Here is an 18,726-nt window from a genome sequence, read left to right as displayed (position 1 = left end):
CGCCCGGCCGCATCGCCTAGGCTTGAGCGCTGTGGAGGCTTGGTACGGCGGTGTCGCTGCCGCTGCGCGAACGCTGTGGCGCTATGAGGGCTTGAAGATCATCGTCACCGGCCGGGAGCACATTCCCGCCACCGGTGGCGCGGTGGTCGCGATCAACCACACCGGCTACTTCGACTTCCTGTTCGCCGGAGTGGCCTCCTACGACGCGAAACCACGGCGCTGGGTGCGCTTCATGGCCAAGAAGGAGACGTTCGACAACCGGTTCACCGGGCCGATCATGCGCGGCTGCAAGCACATCGCGGTGGATCGCAGCCAGGGCGCGGAGTCCTATGCCGCCGCGGTCTCCAACCTGAAGGCCGGGGAACTGGTCGGGGTCTACCCGGAGGCGACCATCAGCCGCAGCTTCGAGCTCAAGGAATTCAAGAGCGGCGCCGCGCGGATGGCGGTCGAGGCCCAGGTGCCGATCATCCCGCACATCGTGTGGGGCGCCCAGCGGCTCTGGACCAAGGACCACCCAAAGCGGCTGGGCCGGACCAAAGTGCCGGTCACGGTGACGATCGGCGAGCCGATACCGCCCACGCTTCCGGTCGAGGAATTGCGTGCCCTGCTGCAGACCCGCATGCAGCACCTGCTCGAGCAGGCGCAGGACTCCTATCCCGACGACCATCCCGCGGGCGCCTTCTGGGTGCCGCGGAGCCTGGGCGGAAGCGCCCCCACCCCCGCCGAGGCGCTTGAGCTCGACGCCGCCGAAGCGGCACGCAAGGCCGAGGAGCGGGCAGCCCGTCAGAAGCAGCCGCCGAGCCCGACGGGCACCGCGGAGTAGGGCTGGCATGCAGCCGGTTTTCCGAGCGTTGGAGCTCACGGCGCTGAGCGCGGTGAAGATCGCCGGCGCCCAGATCGACTACCTCGGCTTGGAACGCATCCCGACCGACGGTGGTGCGGTGATCGCGATCAATCACACCGGCTACGTGGACTTTCTGCCCGCGGCGCTGGCGGTATACCGGCGGGGCCGCCGGATGCGGTTCATGATCAAAGCCGAAATGCAGCAGGTGCGGGTGGTGAACTTTCTGATCCGCCACACCGGCACCATCCCGGTGGACCGCGGCGACGGGGCCGACGCCTACCGGAACGCGGTGGACGCACTGCGTTCGGGTGAGGTGGTGGGCGTCTACCCGGAGGCCACCATCAGCCGCAGCTTCGAGCTCAAGGAATTCAAGTCCGGGGCGGCCCGGATGGCCCTCGATGCGCAGGTGCCGATTGTCCCGCTGATCGTCTGGGGGGCGCAGCGGCTGTGGACCAAAGACCATCCGAGAGGGAAGCTGATCCGCAGCAAGATTCCGATCACCGTCCTGGCGGGGGAACCGCTGGCCCCGTCCGGTGACGCCGCCGCGCTCAGCGCCCGGTTGCGCGAGCGCATGGCGCCGATGCTGGCTCAGGTGCAGCAGGACTATCCGCATCCCCCCGGTCAATTCTGGGTGCCCCGACGACTCGGCGGCGGCGCACCCACCCCCGACGAGGCTAGGGTTGCCGAAGAGCAGGAGCTGGCGGAACGGATGCGCAAAGGGGCGGGCCGGGGCCGACCGGATGCATCGAGCACGGAGTAGTAAACCATGGCCGAACCCTTCTTCCGGGCGCTGGAGATCGTGGTCCCGCGGCTGGTGAACGCCAACGGGCCGCAGGTGACCATCGACGGCCTGGAGAACATTCCCGAACGTGGCGGGGCGGTGCTCACCCTCAACCACACCAGCTACCTGGACTGGTATCCGGCCTCGCTGGCGGCCTTGCGCCGCCGCCGCCGGCTGCGGTTCATGATCAAGGCCGAAATGACCGAGGTCCCGGTGGTCAACTATGTGATCAAGCACGTCAAGTTGATCCCGGTCGATCGCTCCGCCGGAGCCGGCGCCTACGACGAGGCGGTGCAGCGGTTGCGGCAGGGCGAGTTGGTCGGCCTCAATCCCGAGGCCACCATCAGCCGCAGCTTCGAGCTGCGGGAGTTCAAGACGGGCGCGGCCCGGATGGCCCATGCCGCGGGTGTTCCGCTGATCCCGGTGATCGTCTGGGGAATCCACCGGGTCTGGACGAAGGACCATCCGAAGCATTTGTGGCGCAACAATATTCCGGTGCTGGCGAAGATCGGCGAGCCGATGGCTGCGTCCGCTGACGTGGCGGCGACCACCGCCGAGCTGAGGAACACGATGGCGGCGATGCTCGAAGAGGCGCAACTGGAGTACCCGCACCCGGCGGGGGCGCACTGGGTGCCGCGCCGGCTGGGCGGCGGCGCGCCCACCATGGCCGAAGCCTTGGAGATGCGCGCAGCCGAGTTGGCCGAGCGTGAGCGCAAACGTATGGAGCAGGCACAGGCGCAGGCACAGGGCGGACGGCTGCGGCGGGCGCTGGCCGGGCGGAGTTCGCGCTGATGCAGCCGCACAGCGGACCTCCCGCGCTGATCGCCAGCGACGTCGACGGCACCCTGCTCGACGACACCGAGAACATCACCGCGCGAACCCGGGCCGCGGTGCACGCGGCCGTGGACTCCGGCGTGCGCTTCGTGCTGGCGACCGGACGTCCGCCGCGGTGGATCGCGCCGGTGGTCGACGCGCTCGGCTTCGCCCCGATGGCGGTCTGTGCCAACGGGGCGGTGCTCTACGACCCAGCCACCGACCGAGTGATCTCGGCGCGGACGCTCTCGGCCGACAGTCTGGTCAAGTTGGCCGAGGTCGTCGGCCGCGTCATCCCGGGGGCGGGCCTGGCGGTGGAGCGCATCGGCGAGAGCGCGCACGACGCGGCCACCCCGCAGTTCGTCAGCTCACCGGGCTACGAGCACGCCTGGCTCAACCCGGACAACACCGAGGTGTCCCTCGAAGACCTGCTGTCCCAACCGGCGATCAAGCTGCTGATCCGCAAGACGGGGGCAGCCAGCGCCGACATGGCGGCGCAGCTGCAGGCCCACATCGGAACCGCGGCCGAGCTCACCTACTCCACCAACCACGGGCTGATCGAGGTGGTGCCGGCGGGTATCACCAAGGCCAGCGGCATCGAGGAGCTGATCGCGCCGCTGGGGATCGGCATCGAGCAGGTGGTGGCGTTCGGGGATATGCCCAACGACCTGCCGATGCTGGTGCGTGCGGGACACGGCGTGGCGATGGGCAACGCCCACCCCGAGGTGCTGGCGGCGGCCGCCGAGATCACCACACCCAACACCGACGACGGCCTGGCGCGAGTGCTGGAGCGGATTTTTCTGCGTTGATTCTGCGGGCTAACCGACCGCGAACGGATCGATCACCCGCGAGAAGCGCTCGAGCTGCACCGGCGGGCCCTCCGGGGGCGGCGGGGGCAGCTCTTCGGCATTGCCGTCGACGACGCGGATCACCCTCGCGCTGGCCCGGTTGTAGTTCAGGGTGCCGTGCTGGAAGTTCTGGCCCACCCACTCCGGTTCGGCGAGTTCGGCGCTGGTCGGCAGCCCGAGCACGCCACGTTCGTAACCCAGCGACGCCCAGGCGTCGTAGATGGCCCCGGTGATCGGCTGCGCGCCGGTCTCCGGCGACCAGTACACCGCGCCGTGCTCGAAGGTGGCGTACTTGGTGGAACCCTCGCCGATCGCCTCCGGCGACGTGGGGGCGCCGAGCACGCCATCCATGCCGCCCATTTCCAGCCAGCGGGTGTGGATGGCGCCGCCCTCCATCACCCGGGCGAGGTCTTCCGGCCCGGGCGGTTCGTTGAACCGGGAGGCGATCTCCCGAATCTCGTTGAGCGCGATATATCCCTGTTCGCCGGGGCACTCCGTCGCATCGAGGTCGCGGTGGCCGATGATCGAGGGCAGCGTCAGCGACGCCCCCCGCGGATAGTGGGTGAACGAGCCGCCGGCGGAGGTCAGCTGCGCGATGCCGCGTGGATCGGTGCGGTCCAGCCCGAGTCGCCAGCCCAACAACCGGCCGACCGTCTCGAGTTGGATCGGCGGGGGAGGCGCGTCGTCGAAGGTGCCGATCATGGACACCCCCCAGGTGTTGCTGTTGAATCCGCCCGCGTGGCTGCCCATGATGCCCCGGGCGAGGCCGCCGGCCCGGCCCTCGAAAACCTGGCCGTACTTGTCCACCAGCGCGTTGTAGCCGATGTCGCACCAGCCCAGGGTGCGGGTGTGGTAGGCGTAAATCGCCCGGATGATCTCCGCGGAGTCTTCGGGGGCGTAGTCGTTGGAGCCTGCGGTGTGGTGCACCACGGCCGCGTGGACCGGGCCGCTCTCGACGGGTTTGCCGCACCGGCCGTAGGCGCCCGCGCCCCAGTGGCTGCGCGGGATGATGTTGGGTGGCTGACCCGGGCCCAGCACGGCCTTCGGCGGTTGCCACTGCGAATCGGCGGGAGCCTTCGGCGGTGTGATCAGCACCGCGGAGATGTTCTGGGCAAAGGGTTGCGCGGCGGTGGCCGGCAGGTAGCCGAGATCTCCCGGGGCGGACTTCTTCGGGGCCGCCTCCGGCTTGGCCGGGCCTTTCGTCGTGGCCGGCCCGTCGGCCCTGGGCTTGCCCTTGGATTTGGCCGGGGTTTTGGGCTGAGCCGGGTTGCCGGGAGCGTTCGGAGCGGTCCTGGTCACCGCGATCTGCACGGCCGTGGTTCGGCCGACGAACACCGGCTCGGTCCCGTCCGGCCCGGGAGCCGGCGCATCGGCCGGCCGGGGACCCGGGGTCTGCTGCTTGGACTCGTGCGCGGTCGCATACCACGGGCCCCAGGACCCGTCGGCGCGCTTGGCGCGGATCCGTGCCGACGTGCCGCTCAGGTCGGCGCCGGTGAGCGCAACCATGGTGAACGGTTCGTCCTGGCTGATCTCGCGGACGGTGTCGCCCGGTTCCAGATCCGGCAGCGGCTGCTGGTTCAGCTTGGTCGCGGCGGCGTTGGGCGTTGCCTCCGAAATGCCGGCCGACTTGGGGCCCGCCCCGGAGTTCAACGCCCACGGCAGGATCAGCAGGGTCGCGAGAGACGCGGTCAGCTTGATCGTCGGCGGGGGACGACGACGGGTTGGCACGTGCTGATGTTACGTATGTGTCACGTGTTGTTGGTGATGCGACACGCGCCCGCCGGCGTCGGCCGGGACCAGGACATTGTTAACGGCACCGCAGAGTCTTCCGGTGCCCGCCGGTGCGGGCTGACTCTGCGGTGCCGTTGGGCGGAACAGCTCCGCTGTTTGTCCTGTTACGGCAACGGCGGGGCCGGGGCGGCGACCGCCGGTCCGGCGCCCTGCGCGGCCTGCGCGATGGACGGGATCACCACACCCTTGAGCAGGTCGATGGCCTGCCCGGCGCCCAGCTGGTTGGCGGCGCTCATCAGGTCGCTGACCAGCCCGCCCTTCTCCTCCGGCATGCCCAGGGACGGGTCGCCGAGGATCGGGTAGGTGCCGTCCAGGCCGGGGTCCAGGCCCACCGGCGAGGTGAGCGGCAGACCGTCAGACCCGAGCAGCCCGGTGTCCGGACTGGTCAAGCCGGGGCTGGTCAATCCCGGGCTGGTGAGGCCGGGACTGGTCAGGCCGGGGCTGGTCAACCCGGGGCTGGTCAACCCGGGACTCGTCAGCGACGAGTCGGTCAACGGCGGCGTGGTCAGGCCGGGCGTGGTCAGCCCGGACGTGGTGGACACACCGGGCGTGCCCAGCGGCGGCGTCGACAGCGACGGCGTGGTCAGCGACGGGTCGGTGAGTCCCGGCGTGCCCAGCCCGGGCGAGGTGAGTCCCGGTGTACCCAGCCCGGGCGAGGTGAGGCCCGGCGTGCCCAGGGACGGGTCGGTGAGGCCGGGGGTGCCCAGGCCCGGTGACGTCAGGCCGGGGTACGCCCCGGTCGAGGCGGATCCGCTGCCGAAGCCCGGCACCGGCGGAAGGTTCACCCCGAACTGGGACAGACCCTGCGTGAGGGCGGTGATCAGTTCACCGGGGAGATCAGCCACGGACGAAGCCGCGACGAAGTCGTGGTGCTGGGGGGCGCTGTTGTGGGCGACCAGCTCGGATACTGCGACAACTGCGAACGGACTCGCGACCGCCAGGGCGGCGACTGCGCTCATGGTTGTCGAGAGCCTGCGTCGACGTCGGTTCGGCACGGAAGTCTCCTCAATATGTTTTGCCGTCCGGCCCCGCTTTCTTCGGGGCCATCGTGGCGCTTACTGCACTTGCATCTGACCTACGTGACCGACGGTACGCGTGTGACTTGTGTGAAAAGAGTGACGAGATCGAATCGTGAGGAAACCGCTACCAACCCTTCCTCGGCGCGTGACGACGGCCCCGACGCCCCTGACAATTGCCCAGGTGCCCGGAATCGGCGGGCGATAGTGAACGTGCAAGCGAGGGCGGCGGGGCGCCGACGATGCGGGCGAGCGCTGGTCGGCTACCCTTGGCGCCGATGACCGCTCGTTTTGACCTCTTTGTCGTGGGTTCCGGATTCTTCGGCCTGACCATCGCCGAGCGCGTAGCCACGCAGCTCGGCAAGCGCGTTCTCGTCGTCGAGAAGCGCCCGCACATCGGCGGCAACGCCTACTCCGAGGCGGAACCGCAGACCGGCATCGAGGTCCACAAGTACGGCGCGCACCTGTTCCATACCTCTAATAAGAGGGTCTGGGACTACGTGCGACAGTTCACCGAGTTCACCGGCTACCAGCACCGGGTGTTCGCCATGCACGACGGGCAGGCCTACCAGTTCCCGATGGGCCTGGGCCTGGTGTCGCAGTTCTTCGGCCGCTACTTCACCCCCGACGAAGCCCGGGCGCTGATCGCCGAACAGGCTGCCGAGATCGACACCGCCGACGCGCAGAACCTCGAGGAGAAGGCGATCAGCCTGATCGGCCGCCCGCTGTACGAGGCGTTCGTCAAGGACTACACCGCCAAGCAGTGGCAGACCGACCCCAAGGAACTCCCCGCGGCCAACATCACCCGGCTGCCGGTGCGCTACACCTTCGACAACCGCTACTTCAACGACACCTACGAAGGTCTGCCGGTCGACGGCTACACCGCGTGGCTGGAGAACATGGCGGCCGACGAGCGCATCGAGGTGCGGCTCGACACCGACTGGTTCGACGTTCGCGACGGACTCCGGGCGGCCAGCCCCGACGCGCCGGTGGTCTATACCGGGCCGCTGGACCGCTACTTCGACTACGCCGAAGGCAAGCTCGGCTGGCGGACCCTGGACTTCGAGCTCGAAGTGCTGCCCACCGGCGACTTCCAGGGCACGCCGGTGATGAACTACAACGACGGCGACGTGCCCTACACCCGCATCCACGAGTTCCGGCACTTCCACCCGGAGCGGGACTACCCGGCCGACAAGACGGTGATCATGCGGGAGTACTCGCGTTTCGCCGACGACGCCGACGAGCCCTACTACCCGATCAACACCGAGGCGGACCGGGCGGTGCTGACGTCCTACCGGGCGCGCGCGAAGGCCGAGATGGAGTCGGCGAAGGTGCTCTTCGGTGGGCGGCTGGGCACCTACCAATATCTGGACATGCACATGGCGATCGCCAGTGCGTTGAACATGTACGACAACATCCTGGCGCCGCACCTGGCCGACGGGGTGGCGCTGGGGGAGGGCAGTAAGGCATGACCGACAGTTCGCGAGCGGTGAGCCGGCTTTCGCGGATCATCCTGCCGCGCCAGGGTGAGCCGCTGGATGTGCGCAAGCTCTACATCGAGGAGTCCGAGACCAACAGCCGGCGGGCGCACCCGCTCACCCGCACCAGCCTGGAGATCGGCGAGGAATCCGAAGTCTCGTTCGCCACGTACTTCAATGCCTTCCCGGCGTCCTACTGGCGTCGCTGGTCGATCCTCGAATCGGTGGTGTTGCGTCTGGAGCTGACCGGATCCGGGCGAGTCGACGTCTACCGCTCCAAGGCGACCGGTGCGCGTATCGCGGTGGACGGCAAGCCTTTCGGGTCTGTCGAGAACAGTGACACCCCGACGGTGGTCGAATTCGAGGTCGGTCTGCAGCCGTTCGAGGACGGTGGCTGGATCTGGTTCGACATCACCACCGACACCGCGGTCACGCTGGCCCACGGCGGTTGGTACGCCCCGATCGAGGCCCCCGGCCGGGCCGACATCGCGGTCGGCATCCCGACCTTCAACCGGCCCGACGACTGTGTCAACGCGCTGCTCGCACTGACCTCCGACCCCGATGTCGACGAAGTCATCAGCGCGGTGATCGTCCCCGACCAGGGCACCCGCAAGGTGCGCGACCACCCCGGTTTCGCCGCCGCGGCAGCCGGACTCGGAGACCGGCTGTCGATGCACGACCAGCCCAACCTCGGCGGGTCCGGGGGCTACAGCCGGGTCATGTATGAGGCGCTGAAGAACACCGGCTGCGAACAGATCCTGTTCATGGACGACGACATCCGCATCGAGCCGGACTCGATCCTGCGGGCGCTGGCACTGAACCGGTTCGCCAAGACGCCCACCCTGGTCGGCGGGCACATGCTCAACCTGCAGGAGCCCTCGCACCTGCACATCATGGGTGAGGTCGTCGACTCGGGCGTCTTCATGTGGACCAACGCCCCGCACACCGAGTACGACCACAACTTCGCCACCGACGCGCTGGCCGAGTCCCCGGATCTGCACCGGCGCATCGACGTCGACTTCAACGGCTGGTGGATGTGCATGATCCCGCGCGCGGTCGCCGAGGAGATCGGTCAGCCGGTGCCGTCGTTCATCAAGTGGGACGACGCCGAGTACGGGCTGCGCGCCGGTGAACACGGCTATCCGACCGTCACGCTGCCGGGGGCGGCGATCTGGCACATGGCCTGGAGCGACAAAGACGACGCGATCGACTGGCAGGCGTACTTCCACCTGCGTAACCGGTTGATGGTGGCAGCCCTGCACTGGGACGGCAACATCTCCGGGCTGATCCGCAGCCACCTCAAGGCCACCCTGAAACACCTTGCCTGCCTGGAATATTCGACCGTCGCCGTGCAGAACAAGGCGCTGGACGACTTCATGGCCGGCCCCGACCACATCTTCTCGATTCTGGAGTCGGCGCTGCCGGACATTCACGCGCTGCGCAAGACCTATCCCGATGCCGTGGTGCTGCCGGCGGCCAGTGAGCTGCCCGCCCCCTCGCAGCGCCGCAAGCCGATGCGGCCCCCGGTGCAGCCGCTGTCCATCGGCTATCGGCTGGCCCGCGGCATTCTGCACAACCTCAAGGCCACCGAGCCGGAGCACCATCGGCGCCCGCAGCTCAACGTCCCCACCCAGGACGCCCGCTGGTTCCTGCTGTGCACCCAGGACGGCGTCACCGTCACCACCGCCGACGGGCGCGGTGTGGTCTACCGGCAGCGCGACCGGGAGAAGATGTTCTCGCTGCTGCGCGAGTCCCTGCGGCGGCAGTATCAGCTGGCGCGCCGGTTCGACGCCCTGCGCCGGACCTACCGCCGGGCACTGCCCACGCTGGCGAGCAAGCAGCAGTGGGAGACGGTGCTGCTTCCCGACGGTGCCACGTCGTCATGACCGAATTCGACCCGGACCCCATGAATCTGGATGACGCGGTACCCCCGCACGGCGAAGACGCTGTGCTGGTCGCGGTGCAGTCGGCACTGACCGGCCGCTCCGGCGTGCTGCCGGTGGCCCGGGCGATGTCGCATTTCGGTGAGCACAGCTTGGGCTGGCTGGCGGTAGCGGCGCTCGGCGCCCTGATCCAGCCGCAGCGCCGCCGGAGCTGGCTGGTGGCCGGCGCCGGAACGCTGGCCGCACACGCCGCCGCGGTCGTCATCAAGCGCATCGTGCGCCGCAAACGCCCGAACCATCCGGCGATCGCGGTCAATGTGGGCACTCCCAGTGCCTTGAGCTTCCCCTCGGCGCACGCCACCTCCACCGCGGCGGCGGCCATCCTGCTGGGTCGCGCCGCCGGGCTGCGGCGCGGAGCACTGCCTGCGGCGCTGGTACCGCCGATGGCGCTGTCGCGCATGGTGCTCGGGGTGCACTATCCCAGCGACGTGGCCGCCGGCGCGCTGATTGGAGCCGCGGTCGCTGCCGCCGCGATCCGCCTGGACAACTCTGGAGACTCGGGATGAGCGCAGAAACGCACGATCGAACGTCGGAGCTCGGCCCGCCGGCCAACCTGCTCTCCGGGGTGATCAAGGCCATGCGGCCCCGCCAGTGGGTGAAGAACGTCCTGGTGCTGGCCGCCCCGATGGCCGCGCTCGGCGGAGACGTGCAGTACGACTACGCCGATGTCGGCCGTAAGGCGCTGATCGCGTTCGTGGTGTTCTCGCTGGCGGCCTCGTCGATCTACCTGGTCAATGACTCCCGTGACGTCGAGGCTGACCGGGCGCATCCCACCAAGCGATTCCGGCCGATCGCCGCCGGCGTGGTGCCGGTCGGGCTGGCCTACGCCCTGGCGGCGCTGCTCGGCGCGCTCGCGCTGGGCGTCTCCTGGTGGCTGACCCCGAACCTGGCCCTGGTGATCGCCATCTATCTTGCCATGCAGCTGGCGTACTGCTTCGGGCTCAAACACCAAGCGGTGCTGGACATCTGCGTCGTGTCGTCGGCGTATCTGCTGCGGGCGATCGCCGGCGGCGTAGCGGCGAACATCCCGCTGTCGCAGTGGTTCCTGCTGGTGATGGCGTTCGGTTCGCTGTTCATGGTGGCCGGCAAGCGCTACGCCGAGAAACAGCTGGCCGAACAGACCGGTGCCAAAATCCGCAAGTCGCTGGAGAGCTACACCGGCACCTACCTGCGGTTCGTCTGGACGATGTCGGCCACCGCGATGCTGGTCTGCTACAGCCTGTTCGCGTTCGAGCGCGACAACGGCACGGGTTCTTGGTACGCGGTGTCGATCGTCCCGATCGTCGTCGGGATCCTGCGCTACGCGGTCGACGTCGACGGGGGCATGGCCGGTGAAGCCGAGGACATCCTGCGACGCGACCGGGTGCTGCAGCTGATGGCGCTGGCCTGGATCGGAACCATCGGTGCTGCCGTCGCTTTCGGCTAGCTCGGCCCGGGGGAGCAGAGCGCCGGACCCCCGGGTCCGGCCGCTGGGCTGGCCCGCGGTCTCCTACAGCCCGTCGGTACGGCTGAGCTCGTGGGCCGGAGTGGCGCTGGTGCTGTTGATGTTCGGCATCGGCGCGTGGCGGCGGCGCTGGATCTCCGACGACGGACTGATCGTGCTGCGCACCGTGCGCAACCTGCTGGCCGGCAACGGCCCGGTGTTCAACACCGGCGAACGCGTGGAGGCCAATACCTCCACGGCCTGGACGTACCTGATGTATCTCGGCAGCTGGCTCGGTGGGCCGGTGCGCATGGAGTACGTGGCGCTGGTCTTCGCACTGGTGCTGAGCCTGGCCGGGGTGGCGATGCTGATGCTGGGTGCCGCCCGGCTCTACGCGCCGAGCCTGCAGGGCCGCCGCGCGCTGCTGCTGCCGGCCGGTGCGCTGGTCTACATCGCGCTGCCCCCGGCGCGGGACTTCGCCACCTCCGGCCTGGAGGCCGGTCTGGTGCTGGCCTACCTCGGCCTGCTGTGGTGGATGCTGGTCTGCTGGTCGCAGGCGCTGCGGATGCCCCGATCCCGTGCTCGCGGAGCCCTTTTCACCGCAAGCCTGGCGTTCATTGCCGGCTGCAGTGTGCTGGTCCGTCCCGAGTTGGCGCTGATCGGCGGCGGTGCGCTGGTGATGCTGTTGATCGCCGCGCCCCGGGCATGGCGGCCCCGGGTGCTGATCCTGGTGGCGGGCGGCGCGCTGCCGGTGGCGTATCAGATCTTCCGGATGGGCTACTACGGCCTGCTGGTGCCGGGGACCGCGCTGGCCAAAGACGCAGCCGGCGACAAGTGGTCGCAGGGAATGATCTATCTGGCCAACTTCAATGCCCCCTACGCGCTGTGGGTGCCCGGGGTGCTGCTGGTGGCGCTGGGTGCGGCGCTGTGGGTGGGCTCCGCCGTGCGCTACCGGCCGCGCCGTCCGGTACCGCCCGGCGTCGGCCCGTGGGCCCGACTGGTGCAGAGCCCCGGTGCGGTGGTCTGCTTCTTCGTGTTCAGCGGGCTGCTGCAGGCGGCCTACTGGGTGCGCCAGGGCGGCGACTTCATGCACGGGCGGGTGCTGCTGGCGCCGCTGTTCTGCATGCTGGCCCCGGTGGCGGTCATTCCGGTGCTGCTGCCCGACGGCGCGCGTTATCGCCGGGAGGCCGGCTACCCGCTCAGCGGCGCCGTCGGACTGCTGTGGCTGGCGGTGGCCGGCTGGGCGCTGTGGGCGGCCAACTCGCACGGGATGGGCGATGACGCCACCCGTGTCACCTACTCCGGGATCGTCGACGAGCGCCGGTTCTACTCCCAGGCGACCGGCAACGCCCACCCGCTGACCGCCGCGGACTACCTCGGTTATCCGCGGATGCGCGCGGTGTTGACCACGATCGCCGCCACCCCCGACGGGGCGTTGCTGCTGCCGTCGGGCAACTACGACCAGTGGGACGTGGTGCCGGTCATCCTGCCGGTGCCCCCGGGGGTCGGCGTTCCCGCCGAACCCGACCCGGGCGGAACCGGACCGCACACTGTCTTCTTCACCAACATGGGCATGCTGGGCATGAACACCGGCCTGGACGTCCGGGTGCTGGACCAGATCGGGCTGATCAATCCGATCGCGGCGCACACCGAACGGCTGGAGCACGGACGGATCGGCCATGACAAGGATCTGTTCCGGGACTGGGTGGTGGCTGACGGCCCGTGGGTCAAGTGGTACCCGCTGATCCCGGGGTACCTGGACCAGGACTGGATCGCCCAGGCGGAGGCGGCCCTGCGCTGCCCCGACACCGCGGCGGTGCTGGGCTCGGTGCGCGCGCCGATGGGCCCGCGCCGGTTCCTGTCCAACGTGTTGCACTCGCCGGGCTTCACCCGCTACCGGATCGAACGGGTCCCGCGCGACGAATTGATCCGCTGCGGACTGGCTGTGCCCGAACCGACCCGCCCGCTCTACACCGGGATGCCGCCGGAGGTTCCCTGACTGTCCGGTACGGGACGAGGGAAAAATTGTGACGGACGTCATTCCCCGACCCGCGCAGCTACCGACCGCGTCCGGTCTCACCGGCTGGAATGCTCTTGTGAGCGCAGCGCGGCAAATGCAGAAAATTCCGGTAACGGGCCGGTTCGCGGACCGGGAGGCAGAACCCCGAGGTTCTCGATTCCCGGCGTTCTGTGGTTGACTACACCGGCACTGTTGCGTTGGTACGCACAGATCGGGTCCGAGTCGGGCCACGCTATGAGCAAAGTACGGCAACGAACGAATGAGGATGCCAAGGATGAAGTTGCTTGACAGGTTGATGGTCGCCGCCGGTGGCGCGGCCCTGCTGGCGGGACTGGTCGGTGTCGTCGGCGGTACCCCGGAGGCGAGCGCGTTCTCCCGGCCCGGTCTGCCGGTCGAGTACCTGCAGGTGCCTTCGGCGGGTATGGGCCGTGACATCAAGGTCCAGTTCCAGAGCGGTGGTTCGGACTCCCCGGGCCTCTACCTGCTCGACGGCATGCGGGCCCAGGACGACTTCAACGGCTGGGACATCAACACCCCGGCGTTCGAGTGGTACCTGAACTCGGGCATCTCGGTGATCATGCCGGTCGGTGGCCAGTCCAGCTTCTACAGCGACTGGTACAAGCCGGCTTGCGGCAAGGTCGGCTGCCAGACCTACAAGTGGGAGACCTTCCTCACCAGCGAGCTGCCGGCCTACCTGGCCTCGGAGTACGGCGTGAGCCAGAGCCGCAACGCCGCGGTCGGTCTGTCGATGGCCGGTTCTTCGGCGATGACGCTGGCGATCTACCACCCCAACCAGTTCACCTACGCGGGCTCGCTGTCGGGTTACCTGAACCCGTCCACCGGCAAGGGCTGGATCGGCCTGTCGATGGGTGACGCCGGCGGCTACAAGAAGAACGACATGTGGGGCGACGACAACGACCCGGCGTGGTTGCGCAACGACCCGACGGTCAACGTCGACAAGCTGGTCGCCAACAACACCCGGCTGTGGGTCTTCTGCGGTAACGGCAAGGCCAACGAGCTGGGCGGCGACAACATCCCGGCCGTGTTCCTCGAGCAGAACTTCATGATCGGTGCGAACAAGAAGTTCCAGGAGCTCTACACCGCGGCCGGTGGCAACAACGCGATCTTCAACTTCCCGGAGTACGGCACGCACAGCTGGGAGTACTGGGGTCAGCAGCTGCAGGCCATGAAGCCGGACCTGCAGGCCCACCTGGGCGCCACGCCGGGTGGCGGCGCGAGCACCAGCTCGGGCGAGTAGTCCCAGAGCAGTAGAGATGTACCGCCGACGGCGGCGACCTTCGGGTCGTCGCCGTCGGCCGTTTCCTGCCCTGCCCGCGAGTGCCGTGTGATTGACTACCTCCCGGAGTCTGGGCGCGCGACCAGCGGGTGGAAACACCGGAGAATCTGTGCCGACGAGCGAGGTGGATATGAGCGGACTGTCGAAGTTGCTGCGGGCGCTGTGCGTGGCCGTGCTGATGCTGGGGTTGTGGGGCGGGGGCACGATCGTCAGCCCAGGCGCGCACGCGGCACAGTTCGAGAACCTGATGGTCCCGTCGCCGTCGATGGGCCGCGACATCCCGGTGGCGTTCCTCAACCAGGGACCGCACGCGGTGTACCTGCTCGACGCGTTCGACGCCCACCCCGAGCTGAGTAACTGGGTGACCGCGGGCAACGCGATGAACACGCTGGCCGGCAAGGGTGTCTCGGTCGTGGCCCCGGCCGGCGGCGCCTACAGCATGTACACCAACTGGGAGCAGGACGGCAGCAAGCAGTGGGACACCTTCCTGTCCAGCGAGCTGCCGGACTGGCTGGCGGCCAATCGAGGGCTGGCGCCGGGCGGCCACGCCGTGGTCGGCGCGGCCCAGGGCGGCTACGGGGCGATGGCGCTGGCCACGTTCCACCCCGACCGGTTCGGCTTCGCCGGCTCGATGTCGGGCTTCCTGGGGCCGGCCAACACCACCGAGAGCGGTGTCATCAGTGCCGGCCTGCAGAACTTCGGCGGCGTGGACCCGTACGGCATGTGGGGGGCACCCCAGCTGGGCCGCTGGAAGTGGCACGACCCCACCGTGCACGCCACCCTGCTGGCGCAGAACAACACCCGGGTGTGGGTCTACAACCCGATGGGCGGCGCCTCCAACCCGGCCGCGATGATCGGCGACCCGTCCGAGGCGACCGGCAGCGGCCGGTACTTCAACATGCAGTACCGCCAGGTGCGCGGCAAGAACGGTCACTTCGACTTCTCCCCCGGCGACAACGGCTGGGGGTCGTGGTCGTCGCAACTGGGCGCGATGGTCGGCGAGATCGTCGGCGCGATTAGGTAACTCTTGCGTTGGCTCTGCGTCCACGGCGGGAAAGTTCGAGTAAGGGCCGCCGTGGACGCAGAGTCAGTGTGTGCCGTCGCCGATCTGTACCGTGAAAGGCGATATGGCCAAGAAGAAGACATCCAGCTCCCCGCGAAAATCCCCCCGGAAGTCGCCCCGCAAGTCGCCAGCCAACCGCCGGCGCGTCCTCGCCTGGATCGCTGCCGGCGCGATGGCCTTGGTGGTGGCGCTGGTGCTCGTGGCGGTGGTGATCTGGATCCGTCATCCGGCCACGCCGCCGATCGCCGAGCAGCCGGGCCAAGGCGTCCCCCCGACCAGCTCGGTGCCGTCGCGGACCAAGAAGCCGCGCCCGGCCTTTCAGGACGCCAGCTGCCCGGACGTGCAACTGGTGTCGGTGCCCGGCACCTGGGAGACGTCGCCCAGCGACGACCCGCTGAACCCCACTCAGTTCCCGATAGCGCTGCTGCTCACCGTCACCCGCCCGATCGCCGAGCAGTTCGACCCGTCCCGCGTGCAGACCTACACCGTGCCCTACACCGCGCAGTTCCATAACCCACTGTCGGCCGACAAGCAGATGAGCTACAACGACAGCCGGGCCGAGGGGACCCGCGCCACCATCAAGGCGCTGACCGAGATGAACGACCGGTGCCCGCTGACCAGTTACGTGCTGGTGGGCTTCTCGCAGGGCGCGGTGATCGCCGGCGACGTCGCCAGCGACATCGGCAACGGGCGCGGCCCGGTCGACGAGGACCTGGTGCTGGGCGTGACCCTGATCGCCGACGGCCGCCGCCAGGTCGGGCCGGGCAGCGGCATCGACGTGCCGCCGACCCCGCCGGGGCAGGGCGCCGAAGTCACCCTGCATGAACTGCCCATCCTGTCCGGGATGGGACTGACCATGACCGGTGCGCGCGACGGCGGTTTCGGCGACCTCGCCCAGCGCACCAACGAGATCTGCGCCCGTGGTGACCTGATCTGCGCCGCGCCGCGAGAGGCGTTCAGCGTCGGCAAATTGCCCGCCACCCTGGAGACGCTGGCCGGCGGCGCCGGTCAGCCGGTGCACGCGATGTACGCCACCACCGACTTCTGGAATCAGGACGGACAGTCCGCCACCCAGTGGACGCTGAACTGGGCGCGCAACCTCGTCGACAACGCGCCGCATCCGCCGCACGGCTGAACCCGCCGTATCAACCCCGGCGGTTTAGCGAGGCTCGACGAAGGAGAGGCGAAGCTGGGACCGCCTCGTGACCCCGGCGGTTCAGCGAGGCTCGACGAAGGAGAGGCGAAGCTGGGACCGCCTCGTGACCCCGAGACCGGCGTCACACGCGGTACCGTTTGATTTGGCATGGGCCGCACCGACCTCTAACATTAAGAGCAATTTAAGAGCGGCGGCTCGTGGCCGCAGGGCAGCAGCGCGTCGTCGGGTTTCGGAAACCCATTACCATCTGGGAGGTCCCGGGCCCGCGCGATGTAACGCACCAGTGTTACCCGACGCGCCCGGCAGCCGATGAGAACGTATGTTCGCGACAGGAGATTTTGATGGCCCCGGCAACACAGGCCGCCTACCACAACCCCTTCATCAAGGACGGCAAGATCCGGTTCCCGGAGAACGCCAACCTGGTGAAGACCGTCGAGCGCTGGGCCGCCTTGCGCGGCGAGAAGCTGGCGTACCGGTTCCTGGACTACTCCACCGAGCGTGACGGCCTGGCCCGCGACATCTCCTGGGCGGACTTCGGTGCCCGCAACCGCGCCGTCGGCGCCCGGCTGCAGCAGGTCACCGAGCCCGGGGACCGGGTGGCGATCCTGTGCCCGCAGAACCTGGACTACCTGGTGTCGTTCTTCGGGATCATGTACTCCGGCCGCATCGCGGTGCCGCTGTTCGACCCGGGCGAGCCGGGCCACGTGGGCCGGCTGCACGCGGTGCTCGACGACTGCACCCCGTCGGCGGTGCTGACCACCAGCGACTCGGCCGAGGGAGTCCGCAAGTTCTTCCGCAGCCGCCCGGCCAACGCCCGGCCGCGCGTCATCGCCGTCGACGCGGTGCCCGCCGAGGTCGGCTCGACCTGGGTGATGCCGGAAGTCGACCGCAACTCGGTGGCCTACCTGCAGTACACCTCCGGTTCCACCCGGACCCCGACCGGCGTGAAGATCACCCACCTGAACCTGCCCACCAACGTCGTGCAGCTGCTGGACGCGCTCAAGGGCCGCGAAGGCGACCGTGGCGTCACCTGGCTGCCGTTCTTCCACGACATGGGCCTGGTCACCATTCTGCTGTCGTGCGTGATGGGCCAGCAGTTCACCTTCATGACGCCGGCGGCGTTCGTGCGCCGGCCCTATCGCTGGATCAAGGAGATGTCGCGCAAGGAGGGGGAGACCGGGGAGTGCTTCTCGGTGGCCCCGAACTTCGCCTTCGAGCACGCCGCGGCCCGCGGCCTGCCCAAGGAGGGCGACCCGCCGCTGGACCTGAGCAACGTCCGGGCGATCCTCAACGGCAGCGAGCCGGTGTCGGCGGCGTCGGTGCGCAAGTTCAACGAGGCCTTCGGCCCGTACGGGTTCCGCGAAGAGGCGATCAAGCCGTCCTACGGGCTGGCCGAAGCCACCCTGTTCGTCTCCACCACCCCGCCCGACGAAGGACCGCGCGTGGTCTACGTCGACCGCGAGGAGCTCAACAACGGCGGCCGGTTCATCGAGGTGCCCGCTGATGCCCCCAACGCGGTCAGCCAGGCCTCGGCCGGCCGGGTGGGCGTGGACCAGTGGGCGGTGATCGTCGACTACGAGACCGGCGCCGAGCTGCCCGACGGCCAGATCGGCGAGATCTGGCTGCAGGGCAACAACATGGGTGTCGGCTACTGGAACCGTGAGAAGGAGACGGCTGACACGTTCCAGAACGTGCTCAAGTCGCGCACCAGCCCGTCCCGCGCCGAGGGCGCCGACGAGAACGGCTTGTGGGTGCGCACCGGCGACTACGGCGCCTACTACAAGGACGACCTCTACATCACCGGCCGGGTCAAGGACCTGGTGATCGTGGACGGCCGCAACCACTACCCGCAGGACCTGGAGTACTCCGCGCAGGAGGCCAGCCGGGCGCTGCGCGCCGGCTACATCGCGGCGTTCTCGGTGCCGGCCAACCAGCTGCCGCAGTCGGCCTTCGACAACCCGCACTCCGGGCTGAAGTACGACCCCGAGGACAGCTCCGAGCAACTGGTGATCGTGGCCGAGCGCGCCCCGGGAGCCCACAAGCTGGACTACCAGCCGATCGCCGACGACATCCGGGCGGCCATCGCGGTGCGCCACGGCGTGACCGTGCGTGACGTGCTGTTGGTGTCGGCGGGCACGGTGCCGCGTACCTCCAGCGGCAAGATCGGTCGCCGCGCCTGCCGGGCCGCCTACCTGGACGGCAGCCTGCGCGGCGGCACCACCGGCCCGAACGCCTACCCCGACGAGGTTTAAC

At 69.1% G+C, this 18,726-nt stretch carries 15 protein-coding genes; 13 read left to right on the top strand and 2 right to left on the bottom strand.

Annotated features, from left to right (window positions below):
• Positions 1-31 precede the first annotated feature (31 nt).
• Genes K3U94_RS22550 through K3U94_RS22535 form a run of 4 tightly spaced genes read left to right on the top strand, consistent with a single transcriptional unit; the run spans position 32 to position 3,247 of the window.
• A complete protein-coding gene (locus K3U94_RS22550; RefSeq protein ID WP_047319122.1) occupies positions 32-823 on the top strand; it encodes a lysophospholipid acyltransferase family protein in 792 nt (263 codons plus the stop codon).
• 7 nt (positions 824-830) lie between these two features.
• Positions 831-1,604, top strand: a complete 774-nt coding sequence (locus K3U94_RS22545; RefSeq protein ID WP_220695092.1) for a lysophospholipid acyltransferase family protein — start codon at positions 831-833, stop codon at positions 1,602-1,604.
• Positions 1,605-1,610: 6 nt separating this feature from the next.
• Positions 1,611-2,417 (top strand): lysophospholipid acyltransferase family protein, encoded by an 807-nt coding sequence (locus tag K3U94_RS22540; protein ID WP_220695091.1) that lies wholly within the window; start codon positions 1,611-1,613, stop codon positions 2,415-2,417.
• On the top strand, positions 2,417-3,247 hold the full coding sequence (locus tag K3U94_RS22535) for an HAD family hydrolase (RefSeq protein ID WP_220695090.1): 831 nt from the start codon (positions 2,417-2,419) through the stop codon (positions 3,245-3,247). The genes K3U94_RS22540 and K3U94_RS22535 overlap by 1 nt, the downstream gene beginning before the upstream one ends.
• A gap of 9 nt (positions 3,248-3,256) precedes the next feature.
• On the opposite strand, the gene K3U94_RS22530 is transcribed toward K3U94_RS22535, so the two are convergent.
• Together K3U94_RS22530 and K3U94_RS22525 are read right to left on the bottom strand one after the other, a co-directional pair.
• Positions 3,257-5,014: an N-acetylmuramoyl-L-alanine amidase gene (locus K3U94_RS22530; RefSeq protein WP_230987300.1), complete on the bottom strand. Its 1,758-nt coding sequence runs from the start codon at positions 5,012-5,014 to the stop codon at positions 3,257-3,259.
• Positions 5,015-5,181: 167 nt separating this feature from the next.
• On the bottom strand, positions 5,182-6,072 hold the full coding sequence (locus K3U94_RS22525; RefSeq protein ID WP_047319117.1) for an exported repetitive protein Erp: 891 nt from the start codon (positions 6,070-6,072) through the stop codon (positions 5,182-5,184).
• Between the two features lie 290 nt (positions 6,073-6,362).
• Between K3U94_RS22525 and glf the strand changes: the two genes are divergently transcribed.
• From glf to fadD32, 9 genes are all read left to right on the top strand, one after another.
• On the top strand, positions 6,363-7,565 hold the full coding sequence (gene glf, locus K3U94_RS22520) for a UDP-galactopyranose mutase (protein ID WP_220696921.1): 1,203 nt from the start codon (positions 6,363-6,365) through the stop codon (positions 7,563-7,565).
• Entirely contained in the window at positions 7,562-9,457 is a 1,896-nt protein-coding gene (locus K3U94_RS22515; RefSeq protein ID WP_220695089.1) for a glycosyltransferase, read from the top strand. The genes glf and K3U94_RS22515 overlap by 4 nt, the downstream gene beginning before the upstream one ends.
• Positions 9,454-10,020, top strand: a complete 567-nt coding sequence (locus K3U94_RS22510) for a phosphatase PAP2 family protein (RefSeq protein WP_230987299.1) — start codon at positions 9,454-9,456, stop codon at positions 10,018-10,020. Before K3U94_RS22515 ends, K3U94_RS22510 begins: the two co-directional genes overlap by 4 nt.
• Positions 10,017-10,940 (top strand): decaprenyl-phosphate phosphoribosyltransferase, encoded by a 924-nt coding sequence (locus K3U94_RS22505; protein WP_047319114.1) that lies wholly within the window; start codon positions 10,017-10,019, stop codon positions 10,938-10,940. The genes K3U94_RS22510 and K3U94_RS22505 overlap by 4 nt, the downstream gene beginning before the upstream one ends.
• Positions 10,918-12,936, top strand: coding sequence for a terminal beta-(1->2)-arabinofuranosyltransferase (gene aftB / locus K3U94_RS22500; RefSeq protein WP_275564535.1), 2,019 nt, complete (start codon positions 10,918-10,920; stop codon positions 12,934-12,936). Before K3U94_RS22505 ends, aftB begins: the two co-directional genes overlap by 23 nt.
• A gap of 295 nt (positions 12,937-13,231) precedes the next feature.
• Complete coding sequence (locus tag K3U94_RS22495) at positions 13,232-14,215, top strand: esterase family protein (protein ID WP_109519556.1); 984 nt, start codon at positions 13,232-13,234, stop codon at positions 14,213-14,215.
• A 169-nt stretch (positions 14,216-14,384) separates the two neighbouring features.
• Positions 14,385-15,278: an alpha/beta hydrolase-fold protein gene (locus K3U94_RS22490; protein WP_047319111.1), complete on the top strand. Its 894-nt coding sequence runs from the start codon at positions 14,385-14,387 to the stop codon at positions 15,276-15,278.
• A gap of 103 nt (positions 15,279-15,381) precedes the next feature.
• Positions 15,382-16,452: a carboxylesterase Culp6 gene (culp6, locus tag K3U94_RS22485; RefSeq protein WP_220695088.1), complete on the top strand. Its 1,071-nt coding sequence runs from the start codon at positions 15,382-15,384 to the stop codon at positions 16,450-16,452.
• Positions 16,453-16,814: 362 nt separating this feature from the next.
• A complete protein-coding gene (gene fadD32 / locus K3U94_RS22480; protein WP_047319110.1) occupies positions 16,815-18,725 on the top strand; it encodes a long-chain-fatty-acid--AMP ligase FadD32 in 1,911 nt (636 codons plus the stop codon).
• Position 18,726: the final 1 nt, after the last annotated feature.

Origin of the sequence: Mycolicibacter heraklionensis, assembly GCF_019645815.1 — a bacterium.
GTDB lineage: Bacteria > Actinomycetota > Actinomycetes > Mycobacteriales > Mycobacteriaceae > Mycobacterium > Mycobacterium heraklionense.
The sequence above is the reverse complement of the archived record's forward strand: the minus strand, read 5'-3'. Positions and strand labels throughout refer to the sequence as shown.